This window comes from Nocardioides flavescens (assembly GCF_009823805.1).
GTDB classification, from domain to species: Bacteria; Actinomycetota; Actinomycetes; order Propionibacteriales; family Nocardioidaceae; genus Nocardioides; species Nocardioides flavescens.
On record NZ_WUEK01000005.1, the window covers coordinates 119,488 to 139,590 of the forward strand.

A 20,103-nucleotide genomic window follows, 5' to 3' on the forward strand; every position below is an offset into this window, starting at 1 on the left:
CACCCGTCGCACCTTGGTGCGGTGCCTTCCTCGGTGGTCGAGCAGCGAGCGTCGTACGTCGGTGGTCGAGCAGCGAGCGCCAGCGAGCGTCGTCGAGACCTGGTGATGGTTGCGGTGGTCTCGACGACGTCCGGCCGTAGCCGGCCTCTCTGCTCGACCAGCGGTGCCTTCGTCGTTCCCCGACCCCCGGGTGGCTCGATAGGGTCGGCCGGTGACCGAGCGCGCCCTGCCCCTGGTGATGGGCGTCGTCAACGTCACCCCCGACTCGTTCAGCGACGGCGGACGCTACGCCGACACCGACAGCGCGGTCGCGCACGGGCTGCGGCTGCTCGCCGACGGCGCCGACCTGCTCGACGTGGGCGGTGAGTCGACGAGGCCCGGGGCGACCCGTCCACTGGTCTCGGAGGAGCTCGACCGGGTCGTGCCGGTCATCACGGAGCTCGCCGAGGCCGGGGCGCGGGTCTCCGTCGACACGATGCGCTCCGAGGTCGCGAGCGCCGCGCTCGAGGCCGGCGCGAGCGTCGTCAACGACGTCTCCGGTGGCCTCGCCGACCCCGACATCCTGCGCGTGGTCGCCGACAGCGAGGCGACCTACGTCGCCATGCACTGGCGCGCCCACGCCGACCACATGGCCGACTTCGCGACGTACGACGGCCCGGGGGGCGTGGTCGGCACCGTCCGCGACGAGCTGGCCGAGCGGGCCTGGGCCGCGCTGTCCGCGGGCATCGCGGCCGAGCGGCTGGTGCTCGACCCGGGGCTGGGCTTCGCCAAGCGCGGCGACCACAACTGGGAGCTGCTCGCCCACCTCGACGCCCTGGCCGGACTGGGTCACCCGCTGCTGGTGGGGGCGAGCCGCAAGTCGTTCCTCGGGCGCCTCCTGGCCGACGAGGCAGGGGAGCCGCGGCCCGTCGACGAGCGCGAGGCCGCGGTGGTCGCGATCAGCACGGTGCTGGCCGAGGTCGGTGTCTGGGGCGTCCGTGTGCACGACGTACGCTCGACCCGCGACGCCTTCCGCGTCGTCGCAGCCCTGCACGCCGCCCGCCAGACCACGCCCCGGATCGGAGCCCGATGACCGACGAGCTCGCGCTCACCGGGCTGGAGTGCTTCGGCCACCACGGGGTCTTCGAGTTCGAGCGGCGCGAGGGCCAGACCTTCGTCATCGACCTCGTGCTGGGGCTCGACACCCGCTCCGCCGCCGAGACCGACGACTTGTCACAGACGGTCGACTACGGAAGTCTCGCGATGGCGGTGAAGGCCGCCGTCGAGAAGGATCCGGTCGACCTGATCGAGACGCTGGCCCAGCGGATCGCGGCTCTCTGCCTCTTGGAGAGCGGTGTTGAATGGGTCCGCGTCACGGTCCACAAGCCGGACGCACCCATCGACGCGACGTTCTCCGACGTCGCGCTGACGATCACCCGGTCGAAGACCCAGGAGGGCCCCCCGTGACCGAGACCCCCAACCCGCACATCGTCGACGCCGACACCCTGACCGGCGAGATGCGACCGATCCGGCGGACGGTCCTGGCGCTGGGGTCCAACCTCGGGGAGCGGATGGAGAACCTCCAGGGCGCCGTGCGCGCCCTCGCCGACACCCCCGACGTCTGGGTCACCAGCGTCTCCCCGGTCTACGAGAGCGAGCCCGTCGACGCTCCCGAGGGCTCGGGGCCCTACCTCAACGCCGTCGTGCTCGCCGACACCACGCTCGCCGCCACGCGCCTGCTCGACCGCGCGCTGGCCATCGAGGACGCCTACGGCCGCGAGCGCAGCGAGGTCCGCAACGCCCCGCGCACCCTCGACGTCGACCTGATCGTGGTCGGCGACCGCCGCGCCGACGACGACACCCTGCGCCTGCCGCACCCGCGCGCGGCCCAGCGCGCCTTCGTGCTGCGGCCCTGGCACGACCTCGAGCCCGATGCGGCCATCCCCACGCAGGGCAAGGTCGCCGACCTGCTCGCCTCGCTCGACGAGAGCGGCATCACCCGCCGCGACGACCTGCACCTCGAGCTCGAGTAGTCCCCCCAGCCAGACGTCCCCGCCAGGAGCGGCCGTGATCGAGCTGCCACCCGACCCTCGCCAGCACGAGGAGCCGGACCACGACGACGAGCCCCAGGGCCGTCTCGGTCCCACGTCGTACGCCGTCGTGACGGGCTGGGCGCTGGCCGGGCTCGTCCTCGGCTGGGTGTGGCGCGTCGTCGCCGAGCGCGTCAACGGTGTGGCCCCCGTCGTCTCCTGGCCGCAGCCGGCCGCGCTGTGGCTGGTCGCCGTGGTCATCGCCATCACCGCCTGGCAGACCCACCGCGCCGTCCAGGTGCGGCGCGAGCGGCTCGAGCCGCACCGCGCGGTCAACCGGCTCGTCCTCGCGCGCGCCGGGGCGTACGTCGGCGCGCTGGTCGCCGGCATCTACGCCGGCTACGCGCTGTCGTGGATCGGCGACCCCGCCGAGCTCGCCGGCCAGCGCATCGTCCGCTCGCTCGTCGCCGTTGCTGCGGGACTCGTGATCGTCGTCGGCTCGTTCCTGCTGGAGCGGGCCTGTCGGGTGCGGCGCCCCCGGACGTAGGGCATCCACGTCAGGTGGTTTCGAGACAGTCGCTAGCTGTGATGTCCAGGCACGTTGGTCGAGATCGTGCGACGACACGATCTGATGCCGTAGATAGGTGAAGACCCCCTGTTGTGAAGTGGAGCTGTCTAGGCCGTACCGCTTCACCAACAGGAGGTCTTCGTGCCCCACGCTATCCATTCCAACGCTGCGCTGGCTCCGACGGCGCGGCTCAAGCTGGCCCGCCTGATCATCGACGAGGGCTGGGACATCGCCCGAGCCGCCGAGCGCTACGACGTCTCGTGGCGCACCGCGAAGAAGTGGGCCGAGCGGTATGCCCGCGAGGGCGTCGACGGGATGGGTGATCGCAGCTCCGCACGCCACACCCAACCCAAGCGGACCCCGCGACCGGTGGTCCGCAAGATCGTTCACCTACGCCTCAAGCACCGCCTCGGACCGGTCGAGATCGGTCACCGGCTCGCGATGCCGGCCTCGACCGTGCACGCAGTCCTCGTGCGATGTCGCTTGAACCGGCTCACCCACCTCGACCGCGTCACCGGTGAACCGATCCGCCGCTACGAGCACGCCTACCCCGGTTCGATGCTGCACGTCGACGTCAAGAAGCTCGGCCGGGTCCCCGACGGCGGCGGCTGGCGCTACGTCGGCAAACAACAAGGCACCAAGAACACCCGCACCAAGACCAACACCAGCAGACGCGGCACCTGCTACCTGCACACCGTCATCGACGACCACTCCAGAGTGGCCTACGTCGAAGCCCACGACGACGAACGCAAAGAGACCGCCGCCGGCGTCCTACGCCGCGCCGTGGCCTGGTTTCGCGCCCGCGGCGTCACCGTCGAACGCGTGCTGTCCGACAACGGCTCGGCCTACAAGTCGCACCACTGGCGCGCGGTGTGCGCCGAGCTCGGCATCACACCCAAACGCACCCGCCCCTACCGGCCACAGACCAACGGCAAGATCGAACGCTTCCACCGCACCCTCGCCGAGGGATGGGCCTTCAAGAAGTTCTACTCCTCCGAGACCGCCCGCCTCGCCGCCCTGCCAGGATGGGTCCACCACTACAACCACCACCGGCCCCACTCAGCCATCGGCAAGGTCCCACCCATCACCCGGTTGACCAACCTGGCTGGACATCACAGCTAGCGCGACTTCCTCGACCACCGGCGCTGGCACCGGTGGTTTCGAGACAGTCGCTAGCGCGACTTCCTCGACCACCGGCGCTGGCACCGGTGGTTGAGGAGGTCCGCCAGGACCGTCTCGAAACCACTCCCTGCGGTAGCGACCTGGCTCACACGGGGTTGCGGACCATCACTTAGGTGAGGCTAACCTCATCTTCATGGTCCACCTCTCGGGAACCGATCGTCCGACCCTGCCCCCACGAGCGGCCTCAGCCGTCGACGCGCCGCACGATCACCTGCTGGTGCGCGGCGCCGCGGCGGAGTACGCCGACCAGCTGACCCGCGCCGTCGCGCAGGTCGCGGCGCGCTTCGAGCGCGTCGACCGGCCGACGTCCGGCGCCACGCAGGCCGAGCTCGAACGGCTCGTCGCGGGCGTCGACCTCGACCGGCCGGTCGGGCTCGACGACGCGCTGCGCGAGCTCGACGAGGTCTACCTCGAGCACGCGGTGTGGTTCCACGACCCGGGCTACGCCGCCCACCTCAACTGCCCGGTCGCCCTGCCCGCCCTGGCCGCCGAGGTCGTGGCCAGCGCGGTCAACACCTCGGTCGACACCTGGGACCAGAGCACCGTCGCGACGCTGGTCGAGCAGCGGCTGGTCCGGTGGACCGCCGACCTGGTCGGCCTCGGGCCCGACGCCGACGGCGTCTTCACCAGCGGCGGCACCCAGTCCAACCTCCAGGCGCTGCTCGTCGCCCGCGAGCACGCCGCGCACCGGCTGACCGGGGCGGCGTACGAGCCCGAGCTCGCGGCCCAGCTTGCGGTGCTCGCGACTGCCGAGACCCACTTCAGCATCGTGAAGGCGGCGCGGCTGCTCGGGCTCGGCAGCGGCGCTGTGCGCCTGGTCGCGACCGGTGCCGACGGCCGCATGGACCCCGCGTCGCTCTCGCGGGAGCTCGGCGCGCTCGCCCGCGACGGCGTCCACCCGATGGCCGTCGTGGCCACGGCCGGCACCACCGACCGCGGCTGCATCGACCCGCTCGCCGAGGTCGCCGCCCTCACGCGTGCCCACGGGGCGTGGCTGCACGTCGACGCGGCGTACGGCTGCGGCCTGCTCGTCTCGCCGACCCGGCGTCACCTGCTCGACGGCATCGAGCACGCGGACTCGGTGACCGTCGACTTCCACAAGAGCTTCTTCCAGCCGGTCGCCTCGAGCGCGGTGCTGGTGCGCCGCGGCGAGGACCTGCGGCACGTGACGTTCCACGCCGACTACCTCAACCCCCGCGAGGCGGTCGTGCCCAACCAGGTCGACAAGAGCCTGCAGACCACGCGGCGCTTCGACGCGCTCAAGCTCTGGCTGACGCTGCGTGCCAGCGGCGCGCAGGCGCTCGGCGAGCTGTTCGACGAGGTCGTCGACCGCGCCGGCGAGGTGCACCGACGGCTGCGCCGCGACCCCGACTTCGAGGTGCTCGCGCCGGGATCGCTCAGCACGGTCCTGTTCCGCTTCCGACCCGCCGGGCTGCCCGAGGCCGTCGCCGACGAGCTCAACCCGGCGGTGCGGCAGGCCCTGCTCGAGGAGGGGCGGGTGCTCGTCGCCACGACCAAGGTGGACGGTCGGCCGTGGCTCAAGCTGACGCTGCTCAACCCCCAGGTCACGCTCGCCGATCTCGACGCCGTCGTCGAGGCCGTACGCCGCAGCGCCCGCCAGCACCTCGCCGCCCGCGCGCCCGAGGCGGTGGCGGTGTGAGCACCCGCGACGAGGGCCACGTACACGACCTGGTCGGCATCGGCATCGGCCCGTTCAACCTCGGCCTCGCCTGCCTGGCCGACCCGTTGCCGCTCGACGCGGTCTTCCTCGACGCCGCCGACGGCTTCGACTGGCACCCCGGGATGATGCTGGAGGACGCGACCGTGCAGGTGCCGTTCCTGGCCGACCTGGTGACGATGGCCGACCCGACCTCGCGGTTCTCCTTCCTCGCGCACCTGAAGGAGACCGGCCGGCTCTACTCGTTCTACATCCGCGAGAGCTTCTACCCCTTGCGCCGCGAGTACGCCGACTACTGCCGCTGGGCCGCCTCGATGCTCGACAGCCTGCGCTGGGGCCACCGCGTGACCCGCGTCGAGCACGACGGCGCGGCGTACGTCGTCACGGCGGAGACCGCCGCCGACACCCGCCGCGTGCGCGGGCGCCACCTCGTGCTCGGCGTCGGCACCGTGCCGTCGGTGCCCGACGCGGTCGCCGGGCTCGACGGGCCGGTGCTGCACAGCAGCGACTACCTGCACCGGCGCGACGACCTGCGCCGCTCGCGCAGCATCACCGTCGTCGGCAGCGGACAGAGCGCCGCGGAGATCTACCTCGACCTCCTCGAGGGCATTCACGACGGCGGCTACCACCTGACCTGGCTGACGCGCTCGCCGCGCTTCTTCCCGATGGAGTACACCAAGCTGACCCTCGAGATGACCTCGCCGGAGTGGGTCGACCACTTCCACGCGCTGCCCGCCGAGCAGCGCGACCGCCAGAACCGCGCCCAGCGCCACCTCCACAAGGGCATCAGCGGCGAGCTGGTCGACGCGATCTACGACACGCTCTACCGCAAGCGCAGCGTCGCGCCGGTGCCCACGACGCTCGCCACGTCGACCGCGCTGACGGGGGCGCGCTGGGACGGCTCGGCGTACCGCCTGGACCTGCGCCACGAGGAGCTCGGCACCGAGTTCGGCCTCGAGACCGAGGGGCTGGTGCTCGCCACCGGCTACCGCGCGCACGTGCCCGGCTTCCTCGAACCGGTGCGCGACCGGCTGCGCTTCGACGCCCGGGGGAGGTACGACGTCGCGCGCGACTTCACGATCGACCTCGCCGACCGCGAGGTCTTCGTGCAGAACGCCGAGGAGCACACCCACGGCCTCACCGCCCCGGACCTCGGGATGGGTGCCCACCGCAACTCCCGCATCCTCGCCCAGGTGCTCGGTCGCGAGGTCTACCCGGTCGAGCGGCGCATCGCCTTCCAGGAGTTCGGTGTGCCCTCGGGTGCACTCGTCGCCGAGGAGGCGGCCCGATGACGTTCACGCACCCGACCGCCGTCGGCACCCACACCCTCGAGCCGCTCGACGTCGACCGGGACGCGGAGCTGCTCCACGGCTGGGTGACGCACCCGCGCTCGCGGTTCTGGGGGATGCTCGACGCCGACATCGACCGGGTCCGAGCGGAGTACGCCGCGATCGCGGCGAGCGGTCACCACCGGGCGTGGCTCGGCCGGGTCGACGGGGTGGCGGCGTACCTCGTCGAGACCTACGACCCCGCGCACAGCGAGCTCGCCGCGCACTACGACGTGCTGGACGGAGACCTCGGCATGCACGTGCTGGTGGCGCCGACCGAGTCGCCGGTGCGCGGCTTCACCGACGCGGTCTTCGAGACCGTGATGGCGTTCTGCGACGGCCCGCTGCGCGCCCGGCGGGTCGTGGTCGAGCCCGACGAGCGCAACGACGCGGTGCGCGCCAAGAACGTCGCCGCCGGGTTCGTCGAGGGCCGGGTCGTCGATCTGCACGACAAGCGGGCGGTGCTGTCGTTCCGCGCCCGTCCGCCGCTCGCGCACCTGCGGGTCGACCACCTCGCCGTCGCGCAGCGGCACCTGGTGACCAAGGCGCTCACGGAGTTCGCGCACGAGCGGCTGGTCGCGCCGGAGCGCGTCGGGGCGGGGTGGCGACTCGTCACCGGCGGGTCGACGTACGACTTCGACGCGGAGGTGCTGCCGCTCGAGCACTGGGCGGTCGACCCGGCCTCCGTGCGCCGCACGGTCGACGGCGAGCCGACCGACCTCGACGTCCTCGACCTGGTCAGCGAGCTGCAGCCACTGCTGGGCATCCCCGACGAGCTGGTCGGCACCTACCTCGAGGAGCTGTCGAGCACGCTCGCGAGCGCGATGTGGAAGCGGCGCCACTCCACGCTCAGCGCGCGCGACCTGGTCGACGCCGACTTCCAGACCGTCGAGGCGGCGATGAGCGAGGGGCACCCGTCGTTCGTCGCCAACAACGGTCGGATCGGGTTCGGCGTCGACGACCACGACCGCTACGCCCCCGAGTCCGGGCGCCCGGTGCGCCTGGAGTGGGTCGCCGCGCGGCGGGACGCGACCCACCTCGCGCTCGGCGCCGGCGTCTCGGCCGGCGACGTCCAGCCCGGCGAGGTCGTCGAACGGATGCGCGAGCGCGGCCTCGACCCCGAGCAGTACGTCGCCGTGCCGGTCCACCCCTGGCAGCTCGAGCACCGGCTCGCGGTCACCTTCGCGCCCGACGTGGCCCGGGGCGACCTCGTGCCGCTCGGACCGACGACGAGCCGCTACCAGGCGCAGCAGTCGATCCGGACCTTCTTCGACCTCGACCACCCCGAGCGGCCCTACGTGAAGGTCGCGCTGGCCATCCAGAACATGGGGTTCCTGCGCGGCCTGTCGCCGGCGTACATGCGGGTGACGCCGGCGATCAACGACTGGGTGCACGAGGTCGTCTCCGGGGACCCGCTGCTCGGCGACTGCGGCTTCTCGGTGCTGCGCGAGATCGCCTCGGTCGGCTACACCGGCGACGCCTACCACCGCGCCGCGCCGCCGTCGCCGCACCGCAAGATGGTCGCGGCGCTGTGGCGCGAGAGCCCCGTGCCGTCGCTCGCGCCCGGCGAGCGGCTCGCGACGATGGCCTCGCTGCTGCACCGCGACGCCGACGGCCGCCCGCTCGTCGTCGAGCTCGTGCGGGCGTCGGGGCTGCCGGTCGAGACCTGGGTCGCGGCGTACCTCCGCGCCTACCTGCGGCCCCTGCTCCACTGCCTGCGGGTGCACGATCTGGCCTTCATGCCGCACGGCGAGAACCTCATCCTCGTGCTGCGCGACCACGTGCCGGTCCGCGCGGTCATGAAGGACATCGGCGAGGAGGTCGGCGTGCTCGCCGACCGCCCGGTGCCCGCCGGGATCGAGCGGATCCGCCAGGCCGTCGACGACGAGTCGGCCGCGCTGTGCATCCAGACCGACGTCTTCGACGGGGTGCTGCGCCACCTGTGCGCGATCCTCGACGGCGCCGGCGAGCTGCCGGCCGCGGAGTTCTGGCGGCTCGTCGCCGACTGCGTCCACGAGCACCGCGACGACACCGGCGCCGCCGGCCGCGACCTCGACCTGTTCGCGCCGTCGTTCCCGCACTCCTGCCTCAACCGGCTGCAGCTGCGCGACACCCGCCAGATGGTCGACCTCGCCGACCTCGACGCCTCGCTGATGTACGCCGGACGGATGCCCAACCCCCTCGCCGCCCACGCCCGCGTGTCTGCCGGCTGACGGCGTGCCCCGGTGGACGAGCGCCCGGTGGTTGAGCGCCCGGTGGTTGAGGAAGGACGAAGTCCTGTCTCGAGACCACGATCGGAGGGCAACTCCTCGACCGCTCCACGCGTCCACCACGCATGAGAGTGCTGGCGGCTGTGGTCGTCCTTGCTGTCTACCTCGTGTCCGGCTGCTCGGACGACGCGCCCGGTGCCTCGTTGCCACGCGAGGCCACGTCGAGTGACGCGAGTTCGCCGACTCCGACGACGTCCTCGACGGTCGCGTCCGCGAAGCCGCAGCGGACGAGGGTCCCGGACGTCCTCGGTCGGTCTCGCGACGCAGCGCAGACCCGATTGCGCGCCGCCGGTCTCGAGCCTCGGTCCATCAAGGTGCCGGGAGCGACGTGCGAGCCCGAGGGCACGGTCTTCGAACAACGACCCGCACCGGGCCGGACGTTGCCCGCCGGGTCGGTCGTCGTGCTCCGGGTCAACGCAGAGGTGGACCTCGAGGCCTGCGACCTCGACCTCCCGCCGGCGTCGCTCGACGACCAGAGGGTGGCCGACCTGTTCGTCGCCTTCGCCCGGGGCCGGCGCGACTCGATCCCGGCTGACGCGCCCGTGGACGTCTACCTCGGCGGGCGGCTCGCCTCCACCATCGACAACGACCTGCTCGGCGAGCGAGCCGAGTGGGGGGTGTGCACCGAGCCGGGGTACGCCGGCAGGGTCTGTCCCTTGTCGCCGCTCGACGTGCTGCGAGACCACCGGGGCGAGCTGGTGGTCACGTCGGCCCCGCCGAGTCATCCCTGCCTGCACGGTGACCAGCCCCTGCCCGACCGAGATGGGGTCGCAGTCATCGCAGCCGCCACCCCCAGGTCCTGCGTCGACTACTTCGCGGTCGAGCTCGGGATCAACGACGTGGGACAGATCGGTCGGGTCAACCTGGTGCTGACCGAGCCGTAGCCGAGCCGCGCGGCCAGCACGGCTTCCGCGCGCCTACGGGCCGCAGAGCGCCGGGCACCCTAGCCTGCGAACATGCCTTCCCCTTCAGCAACACAGGCCACACGGAAGCGTCAGCGGTCGGTCCGCATGACGGTCGCCGTCGGCCTGATCGTGCTCGCCGCGCTCGCCGTCGTCGGCGCGGCCCTGAGCGGCTCGTGGCTCGTCGTCACGATCGCCGCGGTGCTGAGCGTCGTCCTGGGGGCCGCGGCCACCCGGATCACCCACACCGAGCTCGTCGAGTCGCGCGTCGCGGCCGCCAAGGACCGGGCGATCCAGGCGAAGGCCTACCTCCTGATCCACGAGGAGCGCTCTGCCGAGGACGCCGACTACCTGCAGCAGGTGCGCGCCCGGCTCGCCGAGCGCGAGCAGTCGCTCGACGAGCTCGAGCAGGCGCTGTCGCTCTCGCAGCGCCGTGCGGCCACCTCGCTGCGCAGCCGCAACGCCGAGGGGCGGCGCGCCGCCGCCCTCGAGGCCAAGCTCGTCGAGACCGAGGCGCTCGTCGCCGCCGACCGGCTCCGCATCGCCGAGCTCGAGGCCGAGGCCGACACGCTCCGCTCCGAGCTGCACGCGGTCACCGCCGCCTGGCACGCCGCCGAGCACCAGCGCAAGCACGCCTGACGCCTCACCACCGCCTCGTCGACGGCGCGCTCCCGCACTGCGGGGGCGCGCCGTTCGCGTGTGGGGGAGGATGGTCGATCGTGATCCCCGAGGAGAGCCGCTTCGAGCCCGACCCGACCGAGCTGGTCGAGGAGCCGGCGGCCCTTCCGTCCGACTGGACCATCGGCGTACCCGACGCCGACGACCCGGCCGACGTCGACCGGCTGACCGCGCTGCTGCGCGCCCACGAGGCCGCCGGCCGCGGCTGGCCCGGCAGCGACCGCGACGAGGTGCTCGTCGAGGTCGCCGGGCTGCGCACCCGGCAGAACGTCGTCGTCCGCGACGCGAGCGGGCTGGCCCGGGCCTGGGGCAGCGTCCACGACCGGGCCAGCGGGCGGATGCTGTTCGTGCACGTCGTCGACCGCGACCTCGACGAGCGCACCGGCCGCGCCTGCTCCGACGTCCTCGTCGAGTGGGCCGTCGGACAGGCCCGCGAGGTGGGTGCCGCCCGGGGGCTCGACGTGCAGCAGATCGACACCGGGGCCTACGTCGACGACGAGCGCCAGCACCGCTGGCTCGCCGCGGCCGGGTTCGCCCAGGTGCGCACCTGGTGGCAGATGAGCCGCCCGGTCACTGCCGACGAGGCCGGTCTGGTCGACGACCCGGCCCGCTGGGAGCGCGACGGCGTCGTCGTCCGGCTCGCCGACGGCGAGGACGACTGGCGGACGGTGCACGAGGTGCTCGAGACGGCGTTCACCGACCACTTCAACTCCAAGCCCGAGACCTTCGACGAGTTCCTCTTCCGCCTGCGCGAGGACCCCGGCCACCGCTGGGACCACTGGTGGCTCGCCCTCCTCGGCGACCAGCCTGTCGGCGCGCTGGTTGCCACCGACACCGGCAGCGGGTCCTACGTCGCCTACATCGGGACCGTCGAGGCGGCCCGCGGTCGCGGCGTCGCCAAGGGACTGCTGCGCACCGTCATCGCCGACGCCGCCGCCCGCGGCCGGACCAAGGTCGGCCTCGAGGTCGACGCCGACAGCCCGACCGGCGCCGACCGCCTCTACCGCGGCCTCGGCTGGGAGATCTCCTACGTCACCCAGTCGTGGCACCGCGACGTCCCCGTCCGCTGAGCCCGCCCGCCCTCGTCCAGCTCGGTACCGGGCGGTACTCACCGACGTTCGGTCGGTAGTCACCGACGTTCCGGGGCCCTGAGACACCTCTCAGCCCCCCGGAACGTCGGTGACTACCGATCCGGGCACGCGGGACCACGCCCTAACCTGGCCGGGTGAGCGGGGGCGTGGGGGGAGGTACGGCGCCGGCGGGGGTCCGCGGCACCGGCCAGGTCGCCCGGCGCACCCGGCTCGGACTCACGCTGCTGGGCTCGTGGAGGCCGTCGTGGCAGTGGCTGCGCGGGGTGGTGCGGGCGTTCGCGACGTCGTTCGCGGCGCTCGCGGTGAGCCTGTGGCTGCTGCCGGGCACCCAGGTCACCCAGGGCGCCTACTCGGTCGCCAACCTCGCGATCGCGGTGCTGGCGCTCGGCGCGCTGCTGCGCCCGCTCATCACCTACCTCACCGTGCTGACCGGCGTCGTCGGGCTGCTGCTGTTCGGGCTCCTGACCCAGGCGGCGGTGCTCGCGCTGGCGCTGGCGGTCGTGCCGACGGTCGAGCCGTTCAGCGCGAGCGAGGTGGTCATCGCCTCGTGGGCCTCGGCGGTGGCGGCCGCGTCGTTCAACTGGCTCGTCGACACCTCCAGCGACGAGGTGTTCCACGGTCAGGTGCTCGGCCGCGCCGTACGCCGCACGCCCCGGGCCGGCGCCGACGGCCCGGGGCTGCTCGTGGTGCAGCTCGACGGCGTCAGCGAGCCGCTGCTGCGCCAGGCCATCACCGCCGGGTCGGTGCCGACGATCTCCTCGTGGGTGCGCGGCGGCTCGCACGTGCTGCGCCGCTGGCACACCGGCGTGCCCGCCACGACCCCGGCCGGCCAGGCCGTCCTGCTGCACGGCGACGACACCTCGGTGCCCGGGTTCCGGTGGTACGACAAGCAGCGCGGCCGCCTGCTCGCCGCCAGCCGTCCCGCCGACGCCGCGGAGATCGAGGCCGACATGTCCGACGGCCGCGGCCTGCTGGCGTACGGCGGCGCGAGCGTCAGCAACCTGTTCTCCGGCGACGCCCCCACCCGGCTGCTCACCATCAGCGACGCGCGGCTGCCGGGGCGCGACCCGGGCTCGGCGTCGTTCGCGACGCTGCGCTTCGGGTTCCTGCGCTCGCTGACGCTGTTCGTCGGCCAGGTCGTGACGGAGTGGTACCAGGGCCGGCGCCAGCGGATGCGCGACGTCGTCCCGCGGATCCGGCGCGGCGGGCAGTTCGTGGTGCTGCGCGGACTGACCACGGTCATCCTGCGCGACCTCAACGTCACCATCGTCGCCGACCAGCTGACCCGCGGCACCCCGGTCGTCTTCGTCGACTTCGTCGACTACGACGAGGTCGCGCACCACGCCGGGCCGTCGCGGCCGGAGACGATGCGGACCCTGGAGAACATGGACCGCGTCCTCGACGTCCTCGACCAGCTCACGCGCGAGGTGGGACGGCGCTACGAGATCGCGGTCGTCTCCGACCACGGGCAGGCGCAGGGCTCGACGTTCCTGCAGCTGAGCGGTCGGACCTTCACCGACGTCGTGCGCGAGCTGTCGGAGTCGCCGCGGGTCGAGAACGCCGGTGAGGAGCCCGGGCAGCGCACCACCGGTGAGACCTGGGTGCCCGTGGCGGCGCTGTCGGCCGGTGCGACCGGCTCGGTGCGGCTGCTGACCCGCGGTGCCCGGTGGCTCGTGCACGCGCTCACCCGCGACCCGGCGCCGTTCGAGGGCGGTGACGCCGCCCAGACTCCCGACCAGCTCGTCGTCGCGGCGTCCGGCAGCCTGGCCCACGTCTACTGCACCGGCGAGCCGGGCCGGCTGACCCGCGAGCGCCTCGACGCCCTCCACCCGCGGCTCGTGCGCGGCCTCGCCGAGCACCCGCACGTCGGCGTCGTCCTCACCCGGCGCGCCGACGGCGCTGTCGTCGTGGACGGCGGCGACGGCTGGCGGGCCTGGCACGGTGCCCACCCCGCCGGCGGCGAGGGTGACGACCCGTTGGCGGCGTACGGCCCCCACGCGCTGGCCGACCTGATCGCCCTCGAGCGCCGCGACCACGTCGGTGATCTGGTCGCCTTCGGCCGCTACGACCCCAGCCTCGGCGAGGTCGTCGCCTTCGAGGAGCTCGTCGGCTCGCACGGCGGGCTCGGCGGGTGGCAGAGCGACGCGTTCCTGCTGCACCCCGCGGGCTGGCGTGCGCCGCTCGACGAGCCGCTGACCGGGCGCCAGGTGCACGACACGCTCGTCGACCGGCTGGTCGTCCTCGGGCTGCGGGGCGACCGGGAGCAGGCGTCGTGACCCTGCGCTGCACGTGGTGGGGGCACGCGTCGGCCACCGTCGCGGCCGGTGGCGCCCGGGTCGCCGTCGACCCGCTCCTGGTCGACCGGCTCGCGCACCTCGGGCGGTACGCCGCGAGCCCGGGCCCGGCGGCGACCGAGGCCGATCTCGTGCTCGTCTCCCACCAGCACCTCGACCACTGCCACGTGCCCTCGCTGGCGCGGTTCGCGCCCGACGTGCCGCTCGTCGTGCCCCGCGGCAGCGAGCCGGTGCTCTCCCGCCTCGCCGACCGCCCGCTGGTGCCCGTCGCGCCCGGCGACGTCGTCGAGCGGGCCGGCGTCCGCGTCGAGGTGCTCGCGGCCTCCCACGACGGCCGGCGCCACCCCCTGGACCGCGCGGGCGCGCCGGCGCTCGGGTTCCGGGTCACGCACCTCGGGACCGGTGACCGGTGGTGGTACCCCGGCGACACGGGGCTGCGCGACGACATGGTCGACCTCGGGCCGGTCGACCTGGCGCTGGTGCCGATCGGGGGGTGGGGGCCGAGCCTGGGTGAGGGGCACATGGGTCCGGACGACGCCGCCGAGGCGGTGCGGCGGGTCGGGGCCCGCTGGGCGGTAGGCGTGCACTGGGGCACCTTCTGGCCCCTCGGGCTCCGGCGGCTCGCGCGTCGTACGCACCGCGAGCTGTTCGTGACCCCCGGCGAGCGGTTCGTGACGGCGATGGCCGGATCGGGCACCGAGGCGATCGTGGTGCGACCGGGGGAGACGGTGGACCGGTGATGCTGCGGTGATCTCGGACCTCTCGCCGACCGCCTTCCTCGTGCTGTGGGCCGTGGTCGCCTTCGGCGCGGTGCTGCCCGTCGTGCCGACCGGCGCTGCGGTCAGCGGCGCGGCGGTGCTCGCCGGGCACGAGGAGCCGATCGAGATCGTGCTCGTGGTGCTCGTCGGCGGCGCGGGTGCCTACACGGGCGACCTGGTGACCTACGGCGTGCTGTCGGCCGCCGGCACCCCGCTCGCCCGGCGCCTGGGCTGGCTCGAGGACGGCGACGCCGCCGCCGTCACCGCGCGCCTGCACCGGCTGCGCGAACGGCTCGAGGAGCGGGAGATCCGCACCCTGCTCGTCTCGCGGCTCATCCCCGGCGGTCGCATCCCGGTGCTCCTCGTCGCCTCGCTCACCGGCTACCCGTGGCAGCGCTTCGCCTCCGCCGCCGTCGGCGCCGCCCTGCTCTGGGCCGTCGCCTACAGCGCCATCGGCGTGCTCGGCGACGCCGTCTTCGACGACCAGACGACCGCGATCGCCGTCGTCATCGCCGCCGCGCTCGTCGCCTCCGTCGCGCCCGGGCTCGTACGCCGCGCCCGCGGCTGAGCCGCGGCCCGGCGTACTGACCGCACGGAACTCACGCTTCCCGGACGAAGCTTCGTGCGGGAAGCGCCAGTTCCACCGGGTACCCGGTGAAACTAGTGCGACCCGGCGACGCCAGAGGCCCCCGCACCCGAGCCGGGTGCGGGGGCCTCTGACGTCAGGCGGGGATGCTCAGAGCAGACCCTTGTCGTCCAGCCAGTCCTTGGCCGCGGTGGCCGGAGAGGCCTTCTCGTCGCCCTCGACCCGGTCGCGCAGCGCGATCAGGTCGTCGGTGGTGAGGTCGGCGGAGACGGCGTTGAGGACATCGGCGATCTCGTCGCTGTAGACGCTGTCGGCGATCAGCGGCACGACGTTCTGCGCCGAGATCATGTTCTCCGGGTCCTCGAGCACGACGAGGTTCTCGGTCTTCAGCGCCGGCGAGGTGGTGTAGATGTCGGCCACCTGCACGGTGTCGTCGACGAGCGCCTTCACGGTGTCGGGGCCGCCGAAGTCCTCGATCGGGACGAACTCGACGTCGCCGGAGTTGGTGCCGACGCCGTAGACGTCCTTCAGGCCGGGGATGCCGTAGCCGAGCTCGCCGAACTGCGGGTTGGCGCCGAGCTTGAACGGCACCAGCTTCGACAGGTCGCCGATGCTGGTCAGCCCGGCGGACTCCGCGGTGTCGCTGGTGACGACGTAGGCGTCCTTGTCCTCGGCCTCGGCCGAGTCGAGCACCCGCAGCTTGTCCTTGGCCACGGCGTCACCGAGGGCGCCGTCGACCTCCTCGGTGGAGCGCTGGGTGTACTCCGGGTCGTAGTAGGCCAGCAGGTTGCCGTTGTACTCCGGGATCAGGTTGATCGAGCCGTCCTGGAGAGCGGGGATCGTCTGCTGGCGCGGACCGATGTTGAACTTCGTGTCGACGTCGATGTCCTTGGCCTCGAGGGCCTGGGCGTAGATCTCGCCGAGGATCTCGCTCTCGGGGAACGCGAAGGAGCCGACGATGACCTTGTCGCCTCCGCCGTCGCCGGAGGACGCGGTCGAGGTGGGGTCGTCGGAGCCGCACGCGGCGAGCGCGGCGCCGAGGCCGAGGGTCAGCGCGACGACGCCGAACCGGGCACGGAGAGTGGTGGTCATGGTGGTTGTTCCCTTTCGTCAGGCGCGCGGGTCACGCGCCGGCGGTCGTGGTGACCGACTGAGGGCGGCTGGATGCCGCGGAGTGGCTGTCTGAGAGCCCGCGCGTCGCGGTGACGCGCTGGAGGAGGGCGAAGAGGCCGTCGACCACGAGGGCCAGGAAGGTGACGAGCAGGGCACCGCCGAGGATCAGGTCGTAGTCGTTGAGCCCGATGCCGCTCGTGATGATCCGGCCGAGCCCGCCCAGGCCGGCGTAGGAGGCGATGGTGACGGTCGCGATGACCTGCAGCGTCCCCGCGCGGATCCCGCCGATGATGAGAGGCAGGCTGAGCGGGATCTCGACCTGGGTCAGGATCTGCCACTCGGTCATGCCGTTGGCGCGCGCCGCGTCGATGACCCCGCGGTCGACCGACTCCAGGCCGGAGTAGGCGCCGGCCAGCATCGAGGGGATCGCCAGGACGACGAAGGCGATCGTCGCCCCCACGATCGGCGCGGTGTCGTAGGAGAGCCAGTAGCCGAACACCATCAGCAGGAAGAACAGCAGTCCCAGGGTCGGCAGCGCGCGCATCGAGCCGGTGAAGGCGATGACGAACTGGCGCCCCCGCCCCGTGTGGCCGATGAAGAAGCCGAGGGGCAGCGCGATCAGCGCGGCGATGACCACCGAGATCGCGGTGTAGGCGAGGTGCTCGACCAGCCGGTCCTGGATGGGCAGCGGGCTCTGGCTGCCGGCCTGCCAGTGGGAGCCGTCGAAGATCCAGCGCAGGGCGCTCAGGAGGAGGTCCATCAGCGCACCGACCCGACGAGCGCGGCCAGCCCGCGCATGCGCGAGTGGTGGATCGTGGCGTCAGCGTCCGCGCGGGACCCGCGCCCGCCGGCGTCCCCGCGGTTCCACGGCATCAGCACCTTGCCGAGGAAGACGATGACCAGGTCGAAGATCAGCGCGAGCAGCAGGCTGATCACGATGCCGACGACGACCTCCTCGAGGATGCCGCGCTGCTTGCCGTTGGCGAAGAAGTAGCCGAGGTTCTCCGAGCCGATGATGACGCCCACCGAGACCAGCGCGATCGTGCTCACCGAGACCACGCGGATGCCGGCGAGGAGCACCGGCCCGGCCAGGGGCAGCTCGACCTTGAAGAACCGGGCCGCGGGGGAGTAGCCGATGGCCACGGAGGCGTCGATCGTGGTCTTGTCGACCGAGGCCAGCGCGTCCGCCGCCGAGCGGGCCATGATCGCCACGCCGTAGATGCACAGGGCCACGACGAGGTTGGTGTCGTCGAGGACCCGGGTCGGCAGCACGAGCGGCAGGATCACGAACAGCGGCAGCGACGGGATCGTGTAGAGCAGGCTGCCCACGGTGATGACGACCGAGCGCGAGAGCGCGCTGCGGTTGGCCAGCCAGCCGAGCGGGATCGCGAGGAGGAACGCGACGACGATCGGGATGATCGCGAGCCGGGCGTGGTTGAGGGTGTAGTCGAGGATCAGGTCGAGGTTGTTGCGCGTCCAGTTCACGAGGCGGCGGCTCCCGGTCGGCGTTCCCCGTCCTCGAGGACCCCGACCGGTCGGCCGTCGCCGTCGACGACGAGGGTCAGCCCCCCGTCGCCCTCGCGCTGCTGCAGCTGCAGGTGGCGCTTGCCCTTGTCGGCACCGATGAAGCTGGCGACGAAGTCGTCGGCCGGCGCGGCGAGGATCTCGGCGGGCGTGCCGGCCTGGGCGATCGCGCCGCCCTTGCGCAGGATGACGACCTGGTCGGCGAGCACGAAGGCCTCGTCGATGTCGTGGGTGACGAACACGATGGTCTTGCCGAGCTCGCGCTGCAGCCGGTTGAGCTCGACCTGCAGGTCGGCGCGCACGATCGGGTCGACCGCGCCGAACGGCTCGTCCATCAGCAGGATGTTGGGGTCGCTCGCCAGCGCCCGGGCGACACCGACGCGCTGCTGCTGGCCGCCGGACAGCTGGCGCGGGTAGCGCTGGGCCAGCGACCGGTCGAGCCCGACCTTGTCGAGCAGCTCGAGGGCGTCGGCGCGCGCCTTGGCCTTGGGCACGCCGTTGAGGACCGGCACCGTCGCGACGTTGTCGACGACCTTGCGGTGCGGCAGCAGCCCGGAGGCCTGCAGGACGTAGCCGATGCGCCGGCGCAGCTTGACCTTGTCCTGGCCGGCCACGTCCTCACCATCGATCAGGACCTGCCCCGAGCTGGGCTCGACCATCCGGTTGATCATCCGCAGCAGCGTCGTCTTGCCACAGCCGGAGGAGCCGACGAAGACGGTCGTCTTGCGGGACGGGAGCGTGAAGTCGAACTCCTCGACGGCGAGCGTGCCGTCGGGGAACCGCTTGGACACACCGCGGAACTCGATCATGGTGAACACCTCACCTCGTGGGGTGGCCAGCGTATGCACAACCTCCGACAACGTGGCCCACCCCATCGGTGAGTCGTCGGACACGGGTGCATCACGAAAAGGCCCACGCAACACGGGATTCCGCGATCGGGCCGTCCTCAGCGCTCCGTGTCTCGCAGGGCCAGCGCCTCCGTTGCCACGGTGCCCACGTCCACCACCTCGGCCGGCAGGTCGAGGCGCAGCGACCCTCCGGGTCCGGGTCCGGGGACGCGGTCGAGCGGGCGCCCGAGCTGCCGCGCGTACGCCGCCACGGCGGTCGCGTCGTCGCGCCGGTCCTGCTCGACGAGCCACCCGACGAGCCGGTCGGCGGGCAGCAGGCCGGAGCGGGTCAGCGAACGCTCGCCCCACATCTCCCGCACGCCGTCGCGCAGCAGCTCCCACCACGCGTCGTCGCAGCCCGGCAGCTCGGCGAAGTAGCGGTGCAGGTCGCCCGCCAGCACCCGGTCGCGGAAGACGGTGGTCGTCTCCGGCACGCCGTGCGCCTGCACCGCGGCCAGGCTGAGCCGCTTGGTCGTCCACCGGTCGCGCAGGTCGCGCAGCGACGAGCGCTGCTGGGTGATGGAGGAGCCGTCGGCGCGGATGCGCCAGTGGTAGACGACCTCGGGCAGCACCGCGATCCGCTCGGCCGCGAGGAACGCCCGCGTCGTGCACGGCTGGTCCTCGTAGCGCACGCCCTCGGGCCAGGTGAGCTGCTGCTCGTGCCAGAACGCCGCGCGGTAGAGCTTGTTCCACGCGAAGACGTCACCGAGCAGCTCGGGCAGCTCGTCGATCTGCAGGGTGCGCCGTTGGCGGTGCAGCCGCTCCATCCACGGCGGCTCGACCAGCGGGCCGGGAGTGCCGTCGGGCAGCACGTGCGGGGCCTCCCAGCGCGCGATCGAGCCGGTGACCAGGTCGGTGCGGCCCTCGGCCCCGCTGCGGCGCTGCGCGGCCAGCAGCGCGGCGTACGCACCCGGCGGCACGACGTCGTCGGAGTCGGCGAAGGCGAGCAGCTCGCCGCGCGCGTGGCGCAGCCCCTCGTTGCGTGCGGCGCCGAGACCGTGGTTGTCGGTGTGGACGACGCGCACCCGCGCGTCGCGCGCGGCGTACGCCTCGGCGATCTCGCCTGAGTCGTCGGGCGAGCCGTCGTCGACGACCACCACCTCCAGCGCGGTGCGGCCGGTGCGCTGGGCGAGGACCGAGTCGAGGCACGCCGGGAGGTACGCCGCCACGTCGTAGGCCGGCACCACCACGCTCAGCAGCGATCGTCTGCGCAGGAGCACGGACGTTAGGCTCTC

Annotated in this window: 19 protein-coding genes; 14 read left to right on the forward strand and 5 right to left on the reverse strand. The window is 73.0% G+C overall.

Annotated features, from left to right (window positions below; genetic code table 11):
- Positions 1-238 precede the first annotated feature (238 nt).
- The 14 genes from folP to GRQ65_RS09495 all read left to right on the forward strand — a co-directional run bounded on the left by folP (position 239) and on the right by GRQ65_RS09495 (position 15,326).
- Positions 239-1,072: a dihydropteroate synthase gene (gene folP / locus GRQ65_RS09430; protein WP_160877941.1), complete on the forward strand. Its 834-nt coding sequence runs from the start codon at positions 239-241 to the stop codon at positions 1,070-1,072.
- The gene (folB, locus tag GRQ65_RS09435) at positions 1,069-1,446 is read left to right on the forward strand and encodes a dihydroneopterin aldolase (RefSeq protein ID WP_160877567.1); all 378 of its coding nucleotides are present in this window, start codon (positions 1,069-1,071) and stop codon (positions 1,444-1,446) included. Before folP ends, folB begins: the two co-directional genes overlap by 4 nt.
- A complete protein-coding gene (gene folK / locus GRQ65_RS09440; protein ID WP_160877569.1) occupies positions 1,443-2,012 on the forward strand; it encodes a 2-amino-4-hydroxy-6-hydroxymethyldihydropteridine diphosphokinase in 570 nt (189 codons plus the stop codon). Before folB ends, folK begins: the two co-directional genes overlap by 4 nt.
- 34 nt (positions 2,013-2,046) lie before the next feature.
- The gene (locus GRQ65_RS09445) at positions 2,047-2,556 is read left to right on the forward strand and encodes a DUF3180 domain-containing protein (RefSeq protein WP_337191601.1); all 510 of its coding nucleotides are present in this window, start codon (positions 2,047-2,049) and stop codon (positions 2,554-2,556) included.
- A 162-nt stretch (positions 2,557-2,718) separates the two neighbouring features.
- Positions 2,719-3,699 carry an IS481 family transposase gene (locus GRQ65_RS09450; RefSeq protein ID WP_439331854.1) on the forward strand — a complete coding sequence of 327 codons (981 nt, stop codon included), beginning with the start codon at positions 2,719-2,721 and terminating at the stop codon, positions 3,697-3,699.
- A 193-nt stretch (positions 3,700-3,892) separates the two neighbouring features.
- A complete protein-coding gene (locus tag GRQ65_RS09455) occupies positions 3,893-5,419 on the forward strand; it encodes a pyridoxal phosphate-dependent decarboxylase family protein (RefSeq protein ID WP_160877573.1) in 1,527 nt (508 codons plus the stop codon).
- On the forward strand, positions 5,416-6,729 hold the full coding sequence (locus GRQ65_RS09460; RefSeq protein WP_160877575.1) for a SidA/IucD/PvdA family monooxygenase: 1,314 nt from the start codon (positions 5,416-5,418) through the stop codon (positions 6,727-6,729). Before GRQ65_RS09455 ends, GRQ65_RS09460 begins: the two co-directional genes overlap by 4 nt.
- Entirely contained in the window at positions 6,726-8,978 is a 2,253-nt protein-coding gene (locus GRQ65_RS09465) for a GNAT family N-acetyltransferase (RefSeq protein WP_160877577.1), read from the forward strand. The genes GRQ65_RS09460 and GRQ65_RS09465 overlap by 4 nt, the downstream gene beginning before the upstream one ends.
- Positions 8,979-9,100: 122 nt before the next feature.
- On the forward strand, positions 9,101-9,919 hold the full coding sequence (locus tag GRQ65_RS09470; protein ID WP_237448026.1) for a PASTA domain-containing protein: 819 nt from the start codon (positions 9,101-9,103) through the stop codon (positions 9,917-9,919).
- Positions 9,920-10,045: 126 nt separating this feature from the next.
- Positions 10,046-10,576 (forward strand): hypothetical protein, encoded by a 531-nt coding sequence (locus GRQ65_RS09475; RefSeq protein WP_237448027.1) that lies wholly within the window; start codon positions 10,046-10,048, stop codon positions 10,574-10,576.
- 80 nt (positions 10,577-10,656) lie between these two features.
- Positions 10,657-11,685: a GNAT family N-acetyltransferase gene (locus tag GRQ65_RS23950; RefSeq protein ID WP_202387866.1), complete on the forward strand. Its 1,029-nt coding sequence runs from the start codon at positions 10,657-10,659 to the stop codon at positions 11,683-11,685.
- Between the two features lie 155 nt (positions 11,686-11,840).
- A complete protein-coding gene (locus GRQ65_RS09485) occupies positions 11,841-13,982 on the forward strand; it encodes an alkaline phosphatase family protein (RefSeq protein ID WP_160877583.1) in 2,142 nt (713 codons plus the stop codon).
- Positions 13,979-14,740: an MBL fold metallo-hydrolase gene (locus GRQ65_RS09490; RefSeq protein ID WP_337191602.1), complete on the forward strand. Its 762-nt coding sequence runs from the start codon at positions 13,979-13,981 to the stop codon at positions 14,738-14,740. Before GRQ65_RS09485 ends, GRQ65_RS09490 begins: the two co-directional genes overlap by 4 nt.
- A 7-nt stretch (positions 14,741-14,747) precedes the next feature.
- On the forward strand, positions 14,748-15,326 hold the full coding sequence (locus GRQ65_RS09495) for a VTT domain-containing protein (protein WP_160877585.1): 579 nt from the start codon (positions 14,748-14,750) through the stop codon (positions 15,324-15,326).
- A 168-nt stretch (positions 15,327-15,494) separates the two neighbouring features.
- Here the strand turns inward: GRQ65_RS09495 and GRQ65_RS09500 are convergent, their stop codons facing one another.
- The 5 genes from GRQ65_RS09500 to GRQ65_RS09520 form a co-directional block, all read right to left on the reverse strand.
- A complete protein-coding gene (locus tag GRQ65_RS09500) occupies positions 15,495-16,436 on the reverse strand; it encodes an ABC transporter substrate-binding protein (RefSeq protein WP_160877587.1) in 942 nt (313 codons plus the stop codon).
- A gap of 31 nt (positions 16,437-16,467) precedes the next feature.
- Complete coding sequence (locus GRQ65_RS09505; protein WP_160877589.1) at positions 16,468-17,217, reverse strand: ABC transporter permease; 750 nt, start codon at positions 17,215-17,217, stop codon at positions 16,468-16,470.
- Positions 17,217-17,942 (reverse strand): ABC transporter permease subunit, encoded by a 726-nt coding sequence (locus GRQ65_RS09510; RefSeq protein ID WP_160877591.1) that lies wholly within the window; start codon positions 17,940-17,942, stop codon positions 17,217-17,219. Before GRQ65_RS09510 ends, GRQ65_RS09505 begins: the two co-directional genes overlap by 1 nt.
- Positions 17,939-18,790, reverse strand: a complete 852-nt coding sequence (locus tag GRQ65_RS09515) for an ABC transporter ATP-binding protein (protein ID WP_160877593.1) — start codon at positions 18,788-18,790, stop codon at positions 17,939-17,941. Before GRQ65_RS09515 ends, GRQ65_RS09510 begins: the two co-directional genes overlap by 4 nt.
- A gap of 137 nt (positions 18,791-18,927) precedes the next feature.
- The gene (locus GRQ65_RS09520) at positions 18,928-20,088 is read right to left on the reverse strand and encodes a glycosyltransferase (RefSeq protein ID WP_160877595.1); all 1,161 of its coding nucleotides are present in this window, start codon (positions 20,086-20,088) and stop codon (positions 18,928-18,930) included.
- Between the last annotated feature and the right edge of the window lie 15 nt (positions 20,089-20,103).

Bases quoted from the DNA above. Each gene is read 5' to 3' on its own strand.
- folP (WP_160877941.1), top strand. From the start codon at position 239: ATGGGCGTCGTCAACGTCACCCCCGACTCGTTCAGCGACGGCGGACGC.
- folB (WP_160877567.1), top strand. From the start codon at position 1,069: ATGACCGACGAGCTCGCGCTCACCGGGCTGGAGTGCTTCGGCCACCAC.
- GRQ65_RS09455 (WP_160877573.1), top strand. From the start codon at position 3,893: ATGGTCCACCTCTCGGGAACCGATCGTCCGACCCTGCCCCCACGAGCG.
- GRQ65_RS09465 (WP_160877577.1), top strand. From the start codon at position 6,726: ATGACGTTCACGCACCCGACCGCCGTCGGCACCCACACCCTCGAGCCG.
- GRQ65_RS09470 (WP_237448026.1), top strand. From the start codon at position 9,101: ATGAGAGTGCTGGCGGCTGTGGTCGTCCTTGCTGTCTACCTCGTGTCC.
- GRQ65_RS09475 (WP_237448027.1), top strand. From the start codon at position 10,046: ATGACGGTCGCCGTCGGCCTGATCGTGCTCGCCGCGCTCGCCGTCGTC.
- GRQ65_RS09500 (WP_160877587.1), bottom strand. From the start codon at position 16,436: ATGACCACCACTCTCCGTGCCCGGTTCGGCGTCGTCGCGCTGACCCTC.
- GRQ65_RS09505 (WP_160877589.1), bottom strand. From the start codon at position 17,217: ATGGACCTCCTCCTGAGCGCCCTGCGCTGGATCTTCGACGGCTCCCAC.
- GRQ65_RS09515 (WP_160877593.1), bottom strand. From the start codon at position 18,790: ATGATCGAGTTCCGCGGTGTGTCCAAGCGGTTCCCCGACGGCACGCTC.